We start from the raw sequence: 8871 nt of genomic DNA, 5'->3' as shown, positions 1-8871 counted from the left end.
TGAAAAATGATTTAGGTGCCATTCGTTACATGCACGATATGATTCCCAACGTAAAATACGAGCTCGCCGATAATAAAGAGCTTACCAAGACATTTCTTATCAAACTGGAAAAAACCCCGGCCGTAAAAGGCGATCGGGCATGGACCGAGCATGAATACAGGTCCATGCTCCAGTTTGTGCAAGAGATGGCTGTAGGCGACAGCAGAGGGGCTCAGACGGCCGCTGACGTACGCGATGTGATGCAACTAGCCAAGACCATGGGCTTACGTGTTACAGAAGCAATGGCAATGAGTCGATCGCAAGTAGAGGACGCGTTGAGGTCTGGTGTCTATCAGGTAAAAAGCGAAGCAAAAAACGGCAAGTGGCGACAGGTCCCTCTCTCTTCTCAAGGGAAAGACTTGATGGAAAGGCGAATCAGCAAGGTGCCAAGGGGAGGAAGGCTATTTGTTCGTCCTGAAGAACAAACGCATGCGGCGGTGAACCGAGTGGAGAAATTCCTTCAAAATAATCGAGTACGTTTTGAGACAACCGAAGGCCGTGAAAGTCGCATGTATAACGGGACCTCCAATGCGTTGACGTATCATGGATTGCGTTATAACTATATTCAGGAACGTATGAAAGACGAAACATCCAAAGGGTTTACTCAAGAACAGGCTGCTACGATCGTGACCAAAGAGGTGGGGCACGAACGAGTGGACGTTATCCATGTGTACCTGGGCGGTAAATCAACAGTGATGTAACCCTTATTAAAAAATTCACCAACTCTCTTGGTCCATCAAAAGATGCAAGTTATTCTTTTGATTTTGGCCCCGGCAGGAAACCCAGCATCGCAGCGATTTTGCGCAGAATAAATCACTGCGTATAGATGGGCACTCCGTTTTAACTTCGTGATTTTATATTTCAAGATGGGCTGTTTACTATGAAGCCTTACAAACGTTTTTCAATATGATTTCGTAGAATCCAACTCACAAAAAAAAGACAACCGAAATGATTGTCTTTTTTATACGTTATACACAGCAGGTTGAAAGGGCACCAATATGTATAGTAAAGAAATTTGAGTAAATCAGATTTTTAAAAACAACAAGAAATACGTTTCCATATTAAATTGACGGATTATATTTTTTTGCCATCTCTTCTAACTTCTTGAAATCACAACAATTGTTATATTGTTGATGGTCTGGATTCGTGCCATAAGCATAAACTCTATTTGCCGCCTTTTGTATTCTTGTTTTATTTTTTCTACAAAAACTTAATTCTGTTGATAGTAATTTTTTATAATGATCAGTTGAAACTTGTTCAATACTTTTTATTTTTAAATACTTTGCATCTACTGGGATCATAAAACAAAACCTTATACTAGCGATTGTTTCTTGGTTTGAATTGTATATCATCAGATTTGTCTTTTGTTTTCTAGTGAATGAGCTTATAGGAGCAAAATATTTAAATCCATTCACTTCTGTGACTACTCCGCAAAAAAACTTATCATTCTCCCCATATTTAATATCAGGAACTTTATCATCTATTTCTTTTAAATACTCAATATAATTGTAATCAACTTCATAAAAATTGAAATCCATTCATTTTCACCTTCCTTTTTTAAAAAAATGCCGTTAACATATTTTAACACAAAAAAAGAAACGACTATCAAAAAGATAGTCGTTTCTTTTTTTGTACTCACAACAGTATTACAGTGGTTTTGGTGAGAACCATGAACTCGAAAATACAGTGGCTTTGGTGAGAACCATAAACTCGAAAATACAATGGTTTTGGTGAGAACCATAAACTCGAATTACTGCTTATCTTATATTATGTATCATCTCATTAAAACTTTGCATGATACAACAGTTAAATGTTGACTTTTATTGTTTTCATCAATACATTGATAATATGTTACAAAGGTTTAAAAAGGTTCAATGATAAGTTAAACTTTTTTGAGAACATTTGATAAGGTTTAATAATTAAAACTTAGGAGTTGCTATCTAATTAATGAGCCAAGCTGAAAAAATTCGGGAATTAGCCACTGAAATTCTAACTCAAGATAAAGGTATACAAGAAGAGATTATGGTCAATAACCAAAAATTCAAGGGCATAAGATACAATATTTTAAAGCAAAAATTATTAGATTGGAGTGACTATAAGTTCACTGAAGGTGGTGTCACGGGTGCTCTATACACTCTACCTGATAGGGTAGATGGGATATTTAAAGTGAAAACAAAAAAAGGTGTTTTTTTTTATTTTTCATCTAAAGAGATACAAGAAAAAATCAAAGAAGATATCATTATCACTGAATCCATAGAGTACATTGAACTAGCGTCTAAAGTGGAAGAAGTCTCCAATGCTGTAAGAAATATTTTATTTAATGCCAGTCATGAGTTTTATAAATCGACCAATCAAACAGATTTAGATTATCTACGAAAACTATTAAGAAGCACCTCACAACTTGAAGATACTCTGAAGGAATATAAAATAGAAAAGTCATTTGAAAAAATTAAAAATCAAAACGAACTTCCGTTCTAGCCATATATAATCTAAACTCTCAAATATTTAACTTCGTAATTTTGTAATTCCGGATTTAACATTTTCCAGAAAGACATACAAGCGTTTTTAGATGTGGAGATTAGATACAAGATACCAAAAGGTGCTAAAAATATTTTAAAAGCCCCTAGAAGCGCTCAAAACGCTTCTAGGGGCTTTTGTAAACATTGATAACACTAGATCAGTATCTATTATTGTATTTAAGCGCCTTTTTCACTGATGATGTACTTCTTTCTTTTTAAACAATCTTTTCCACCACGATTTTTTTTCTTCCGTTTGTGAAGCAGCTGCAAGTTGTTTTTGACTTTCGTCTATCGCTGCACGCAACTGTTGCGTTAATAATCGATCACGCATTTCAATCGTGTCACTCATTCTTTTCTCCAATGCGTCCAGAAGGATTTCCCTCTCATCTTCAATTGCCTTTTTCACAATATTCTCTATTTCACGCTTTGATAAACGCATGGTTTCGGAATAAACGCTAGGCATCTTTTGGGCATTTTCATTCTCAAAATTCCTTGTTGCTACTGCATTTATGGAGTCTGCGAATGGGACTGAATTGGCGAGAAGTTTCTTTAGTTCTCTGAACGCTTTAAAATCGCGCTCGTAGTAGATACGCTGCTCTTTTTCATTACGTTGAAATGAGTACCCTTGTTTTTCCAATTCAATGGACCACCGTCTAAGCGTGGAGGTCGTGATCTCTAATTCAATGGCAACATCTTTTGAGAAATACCCAAACTCGTTTTCCATAGCGTTTAATTCACCTCGCTATTCAATTCTAGAAAAGCCACACGAAACCTTCTGAATTAGAAACTTGTAGAATCTAGTTGCATGAAAAAATACAATCGGATTAATGACCGATTGTATTTTTTAAAACGGACAAATGTAGCTTTGATTCTCTACCACAAACGCGCCCGTTAGTGCTAGATTCTTATACAGGATAACCATCTTTAGCTTGATTAGATATCCTATTTCACTTGGTCACTTGAAATTCAGCAGCCACGTCTATGAATTTTGCGCGATATGATCCAGGAGCCAAATCATACTTTAGTTCCTTTGTGAAAAAGCTAATTTTACTTGTACTATTTGGAGGTTGGTATCCACCGACAGCATCGGTGGGTCCTGATTCTTCAGACGGGAAGTCATACCATATCCCTTCTACCTTTTTCTCTAAATTAAAAGAAGTGGCGTTCAACTCTTCGTCAGATTCATTTTTTATAACGAGTACAATTTCATCTGTAGTAGTGGGATACGTGTCTTTTTCAGTTTCAACTTGGAGTCCTTCTTTTGACACTGGAACGTCTTGAATTTCAGCTTCTTCTAAATTGCTTTGCTGGCAAGCTACTAAAAAGACTGCTAAGAATACCATCATGATTTTAAATAAATATTTTTTCATTCATATCCCTCCTACAATAATCTGGCCCGATAAAGGCGCAATCTTTAATCCAGAATTGCACCCATTTATGGAATTACCAAAGGGGTTCATCTTTTCCACTTAATTTAATTTTTGAAATTATAAACGGAACAAATATTAGACTTAACCATCCCAAAGTTAATAACCTCTGCGATTCAGGAGAAATGTATTGTCTGTCACCACAATTGGGGCAGTTTTTCCCCTTTTTTGAAAATCCAAGGGCGATTATGTCTTTTGCATTCCACTTGTAATTGCAGTTAGTGCAACGTGGCATGATTATCTCCTCCTATTTCTTCCTTATCTGTTTTTCAAAATTTGGCCCGTTTACTTTACACAAGGATATAAATTCCAACGAACAAAACAAATCCAGATACTAGAAAAAGATTAAATGCATCTGCTTTTCGCTTCTGAAATTCAGTAATACCTATCACGGCAAATAATAGACCTGCTGAAAGCAACATCAATGGCAACACTGTTCCAATGTTCCCAGATATCAATCCATAACCTGATAATAAAATAACCACAATTCCTAAAATAATCCTTAATATTTTCATCTCTTATCACCCCAATATGGCCCGTTTGCTTAACATAGATATTGAGCATATTAACTGAATTATACCAAACCTTCCAAAAAATTATCAAAATATATTGGAAATCCTCAAATACTAGTTAAATAATCAGTCATTTAAGATAATAAATAGGTCTATATTTGCTTATTTCCTTTGCAACTTATAAAACACGTCTCAAATGCCTTATAATCTCACTTGAACTAAAAATGATATATACCCTAACATTTCATTTTAAAGGCACTCTATGAGCTTACTGTGAGTTTACACAGCCATACCTAGTAGACTTTAAGAGTTGGACATGCTCCTTTTTCTATAACTCTCTTTTTAAAAAGATTAGCTTTGATTTTTGATAGAAAAAGAGAAATGAATATTCCTGATTTTTTAACCAACACCACCAACTGCTCCTGTTTGTTGTTGTTTTAAGTACTTAATGTTTAAGATCTTTGTTTTAAGTGATTTAGAGGGTAGTTGAGCCCTTGGTATGACTGGGTTTGAAAGGTCTAACTATTACATATTTGGTGTTATCTATTACTTTTGTGGTGTCAGCTATTACATATTTGGTGTTGAACTATTACATATTTGGTGTTGAACTATTACATATTTGGTGCCATCTATTACAATTCATTTAATCTGTGTAATGGTACTTTGACTAAAAGGTTTTTAAAGGTTATATTAGTTTTAAAGAATACACGATAAATTAATTGTAATATTATCTTGGAGGGATGTTTGTGAAAGAACATATAGTTACACAAAAGAATGAATTGGTAGAGGCTCATCACATAGATCCACTAAGTGTGAATGAACAAAAAGTGGTTTTGACTATGATAAGCATGATTGAACCAGCTGATGATGATTTTAAAACTTATTTATTAAGTGTTAAAGATTTTGCTGAAATGGTTGGTTTAAAAGGAGAATCCACCTATTCAGAAATCAAAAAGATCTCAAAAACATTAGTTTCAAAGGTAATTGAAATACCTATCGGAAAAAAAGACTGGCTTGTAGCTACGTGGGCTTCATCTGTTCGATATAGAAGCAGCGAAGGTACGGTTGAGTTTTCATTTGACTCCAAGTTAAAACCTTACTTGCTTCAGTTAAAAAATCAATTTACATCTTATAAATTAACTAATATTTTAAATTTGAAAAGTACCTACTCTATACGCTTATATGAGTTGATGAAAAAGTGGCAACATCTTGGTCGCTGGGAATGTTCAGTTGAGGAATTAAGGGGGATTCTAGGAGCGAAACTCGTTAAATCATATTCGGTTTATGGAAATTTTAAAAATAGAGTTCTTTTGCCTGCTTTAGTAGAATTGAATGACAAAACAGATGTTCAAATAAGTTTTAGTGAAATAAAAAAAGGGCGTAAAGTTGAACGAATTGAATTCACGATTCGACACGCTCCAGAAAAAGAAATCAAACTTCCGGAATCTAAAAAGAGACTTGAACAACCGAAAAAAGCACCTGAAAATGAAGAGGTACGTATTCGGTTAAACCGTTTAGCAGACAAAGAACTCTATCAGTTTGATCCCAATTACTTTTCACAAATGTATGAAGCTGCATTCGTCATATGGGGAGACCAGGCTGAAACTGAATTAGCCCTAATTATCAGATATGTGAATGTAGAAGAGTCGGTAAAAAAGCCACTCGGTTTTATAAAATCGCAAATTAAATTAGCATGGGAGGCTTCTGAACGAGGAGAAAGACCAACGTTCGCAGAGCTTCAACCAACGAAGAAAAGAGTAACTGGACGACAAGAAGTTATCCCCGATTGGTTTAAAGAAATAGAGGATAGCAATGACACCATCGAGCCAAATGAAAAAGAGCCGGATGCTGAAGTAGAGAAAAAACGTCAAGAATTACAAAAGAAATTGAATGACATGAGAAAAGAGAAAAAAGGAAATAATTAGATGGTAAACCTCGAAAACTGGTTTTCGAGGTATTAGGATAAATCCTAATACCTTTCTATTACACAATCATGCAATTAGGGGTCGCTGCGCTCGAATTGAAATAGGTCTATACGTCATATCTTATAAGTATTGACACCTAAAGACGGGTGCAGTACTATCAATACTTTAAGGGGTGTCATAACTTAGTGTCATAACGGGTTTGTAAAAAGGGGATTGTACATAATGAAATACGGATACGCGAGGGTAAGCACAGCTCACCAGGATCTGGGGTCACAGCTTCAAGCGTTAGAAAAGGAAGGCTGCACGAAAGTCTATTCCGAGAAGTTCACAGGAACAAATGCAGATCGTCCCCAATTCGTTAAACTCCTTTCAATACTGAAAGAAGGAGATACGCTGGTTGTCACTAAACTTGATAGGTTTGCGCGTACCGCATTATCTGGCACAGAGCTGATCAAAGACCTGCTGAAAAAGGGCGTTAAGGTTCATGTGCTGAATATGGGATTAGTTGAGGATACGCCGACAGGACGATTGATTCTGAACGTCATGAGTTCCTTTGCAGAGTTTGAACGAGACATGATTGTAGAGCGCACACAGGAAGGCAAAGCCAATGCAAGGCGGGATCCCAACTTCAAAGAGGGTCGTCCCAGGAAGTACGGGAAAAAGCAGATAGAACACGCTCTACATCTTCTGAAGAGCCATTCCTATAAGCGAGTAGAGGAAGTAACAGGGATTTCAAAAAGTACATTGATACGTGCCAAAAAGGGATCCGTTTAAAGTAAACCGTGTGAACTCACACCTGAAGAATTGGAGTTATATAATCAACTAGCAAAATTCATGGAGGGGGATGATGATATTGAATAATGAATTGATTTCAGTTGGGGAGAGTAAGGAAAAGCACCCACGGGAAATGGTTAATATCGAGTTGCTAGAAAAGTACAGTCATTATAATCGTATTCCAGTTAGAATACCAGATGAACAAGATTATATTTCTCTACTAAGACAAGAATTGTTACAACGAATGGAAAATAAAAAAGAATAGCTTTTGTTACTCTTTTTTATTTTCTTTTTTTTGCTTTTGACCTTGGGGGATCTGCTTTGGGCCCTCATTTTTGGTTCGCTCGCTTAAATAACGAACTATTTGAAAGCTCCAAAAGAAAATGATAAACTAACTACATATCAACTTACTTTAACTTTTATGCCGAACCCAAGCGGGATCTGGCGGTGACGACTAATTCAGGTCTTTGGGCCGATTGAGACACAGTTTTTTTACTGTGATTAAAAATCGGACCAGGGGCCTTTTTTGCGTTCGTTTAGGGGAAAGTTAGTTAAATAAATGTACTAGAAGATTAGTAGAAAACCAAAAAGGGAGAGGAATTAGCATGTTAAAAAATCTATTGGAGATGAAATTGAATCAATCTAAGAAAGTGAATCAGCAGTGTACGTATGAGTACTGTGGGTTCAGAGGCTCGTAGAAAGCACAAGACAGAGGCAATAAGGAACTCTAAGGCGCTGTCCGTAACTAGTATCTTAATCGGCCAATCTTGGCCAAAGGTTGGAAACTACGTGCATAGGACGCGGAGCAAAACCAATGAGAGTGAGCAACAGAACCCTAGTGGACGGTAGTCAGTAAACGATGACTGCCTAGCGACTTTGTCGCTACAAGATTCAACGTTGATGCACGTATGCATTCGTAATGCAGACCGACGAAAAGGGTCGATCGCCTAAGCTTGGGGCGGTTTAAAAATTCCGGCAGGAAGTGAACGAGGTCGAAGACCTAAGCGATTAGCTTGCTACGGTAGTTCACTGGAACCTGGCTATGGCCAACCCGTCAGGGTATGTTCCATCGAGTACTCATAACACAACTGGATACGAGTGCAGCTTTCTCTTTGCCCGAATAAACGTATGATTTTAAGCGCAGCGAAAAAAATCATCGTGCAATTCGGGCAAAGAGAAAGCTGCAGGCGAAATTTGAAATCACCCTCTGAGAGACTGCTGTCACAGGGATTGTGTTTCGAAATCATTTCGTGGGATTTGAGGAAGTCTTGAGGACACCTCAACATGCCAACGGGTGAGCTATGCACTTTTTTAACTAAAGGGGGAAATGGGATGAAAGGAAAGTCACCCATTATGGGACAAATGGAGAAAGTATATCGTCATACTCGTGCAAATTCTTTCGGGACGCGTGCACGATATGAGAGTAGTTGTCGAAACTTCATCAGCTTTTTAGATAATCACTACAAGATGAAAAATTTAAGGAATTTACAAGATAAACATGTCGTTGCGTACATTCAAAAACGACAAGCCGATGGAATCGCACCCAAGACGCTGAAAAATGATTTAGGTGCCATTCGTTACATGCACGATATGATTCCCAACGTAAAATACGAGCTCGCCGATAATAAAGAGCTTACCAAGACATTTCTTATCAAACTGGAAAAAACCCCGGCCG

General features: G+C 36.9%; 11 protein-coding genes. 6 read left to right on the top strand and 5 right to left on the bottom strand.

Annotated features, from left to right (window positions below; all coding sequences use genetic code 11):
- Positions 1-740: tyrosine-type recombinase/integrase (locus QT716_RS16105; RefSeq protein WP_317937188.1), on the top strand; the 740-nt coding region annotated here is incomplete at its 5' end.
- 360 nt (positions 741-1100) lie between these two features.
- Here the strand turns inward: QT716_RS16105 and QT716_RS16100 are convergent.
- Entirely contained in the window at positions 1101-1577 is a 477-nt protein-coding gene (locus QT716_RS16100; RefSeq protein WP_317937187.1) for a type III toxin-antitoxin system ToxN/AbiQ family toxin, read from the bottom strand.
- A gap of 409 nt (positions 1578-1986) precedes the next feature.
- On the opposite strand from QT716_RS16100, the gene QT716_RS16095 reads away from it, so the two are divergent.
- A complete protein-coding gene (locus QT716_RS16095) occupies positions 1987-2517 on the top strand; it encodes a hypothetical protein (RefSeq protein WP_317937186.1) in 531 nt (176 codons plus the stop codon).
- Between the two features lie 231 nt (positions 2518-2748).
- Here QT716_RS16095 and QT716_RS16090 read toward each other — a convergent pair whose 3' ends face one another.
- The 4 genes from QT716_RS16090 to QT716_RS16075 all read right to left on the bottom strand — a co-directional run bounded on the left by QT716_RS16090 (position 2749) and on the right by QT716_RS16075 (position 4500).
- Complete coding sequence (locus tag QT716_RS16090) at positions 2749-3282, bottom strand: DNA-binding protein (protein WP_317937185.1); 534 nt, start codon at positions 3280-3282, stop codon at positions 2749-2751.
- Positions 3283-3505: 223 nt separating this feature from the next.
- Positions 3506-3928 (bottom strand): immunoglobulin-like domain-containing protein, encoded by a 423-nt coding sequence (locus tag QT716_RS16085; RefSeq protein ID WP_317937184.1) that lies wholly within the window; start codon positions 3926-3928, stop codon positions 3506-3508.
- Positions 3929-4001: 73 nt separating this feature from the next.
- Positions 4002-4220, bottom strand: a complete 219-nt coding sequence (locus QT716_RS16080; RefSeq protein ID WP_317937183.1) for a TIGR04104 family putative zinc finger protein — start codon at positions 4218-4220, stop codon at positions 4002-4004.
- Between the two features lie 55 nt (positions 4221-4275).
- Positions 4276-4500, bottom strand: coding sequence for a DUF3953 domain-containing protein (locus QT716_RS16075; protein WP_317937182.1), 225 nt, complete (start codon positions 4498-4500; stop codon positions 4276-4278).
- A gap of 743 nt (positions 4501-5243) precedes the next feature.
- Here QT716_RS16075 and QT716_RS16070 point away from each other — a divergent pair.
- From QT716_RS16070 to QT716_RS16055, 4 genes are all read left to right on the top strand, one after another.
- Entirely contained in the window at positions 5244-6422 is a 1179-nt protein-coding gene (locus tag QT716_RS16070; protein WP_317937181.1) for a replication initiation protein, read from the top strand.
- 222 nt (positions 6423-6644) lie between these two features.
- Positions 6645-7196, top strand: coding sequence for a recombinase family protein (locus QT716_RS16065; protein ID WP_317937180.1), 552 nt, complete (start codon positions 6645-6647; stop codon positions 7194-7196).
- A 79-nt stretch (positions 7197-7275) separates the two neighbouring features.
- On the top strand, positions 7276-7461 hold the full coding sequence (locus QT716_RS16060; RefSeq protein WP_317937179.1) for a hypothetical protein: 186 nt from the start codon (positions 7276-7278) through the stop codon (positions 7459-7461).
- Between the two features lie 1067 nt (positions 7462-8528).
- The coding region (locus tag QT716_RS16055) for a phage integrase N-terminal domain-containing protein (RefSeq protein ID WP_317937178.1) at positions 8529-8871 on the top strand (343 nt) is incomplete at its 3' end.

The organism is Sporosarcina aquimarina (assembly GCF_033253705.1).
Taxonomy (GTDB): Bacteria; Bacillota; Bacilli; order Bacillales_A; family Planococcaceae; genus Sporosarcina; species Sporosarcina aquimarina.
The sequence above is the reverse complement of the archived record's forward strand: the minus strand, read 5'-3'. Positions and strand labels throughout refer to the sequence as shown.

Bases quoted from the DNA above. Each gene is read 5' to 3' on its own strand.
- QT716_RS16080 (WP_317937183.1), bottom strand. From the start codon at position 4,220: ATGCCACGTTGCACTAACTGCAATTACAAGTGGAATGCAAAAGACATA.
- QT716_RS16085 (WP_317937184.1), bottom strand. From the start codon at position 3,928: ATGAAAAAATATTTATTTAAAATCATGATGGTATTCTTAGCAGTCTTT.
- QT716_RS16075 (WP_317937182.1), bottom strand. From the start codon at position 4,500: ATGAAAATATTAAGGATTATTTTAGGAATTGTGGTTATTTTATTATCA.
- QT716_RS16095 (WP_317937186.1), top strand. From the start codon at position 1,987: ATGAGCCAAGCTGAAAAAATTCGGGAATTAGCCACTGAAATTCTAACT.
- QT716_RS16090 (WP_317937185.1), bottom strand. From the start codon at position 3,282: ATGGAAAACGAGTTTGGGTATTTCTCAAAAGATGTTGCCATTGAATTA.
- QT716_RS16065 (WP_317937180.1), top strand. From the start codon at position 6,645: ATGAAATACGGATACGCGAGGGTAAGCACAGCTCACCAGGATCTGGGG.
- QT716_RS16100 (WP_317937187.1), bottom strand. From the start codon at position 1,577: ATGGATTTCAATTTTTATGAAGTTGATTACAATTATATTGAGTATTTA.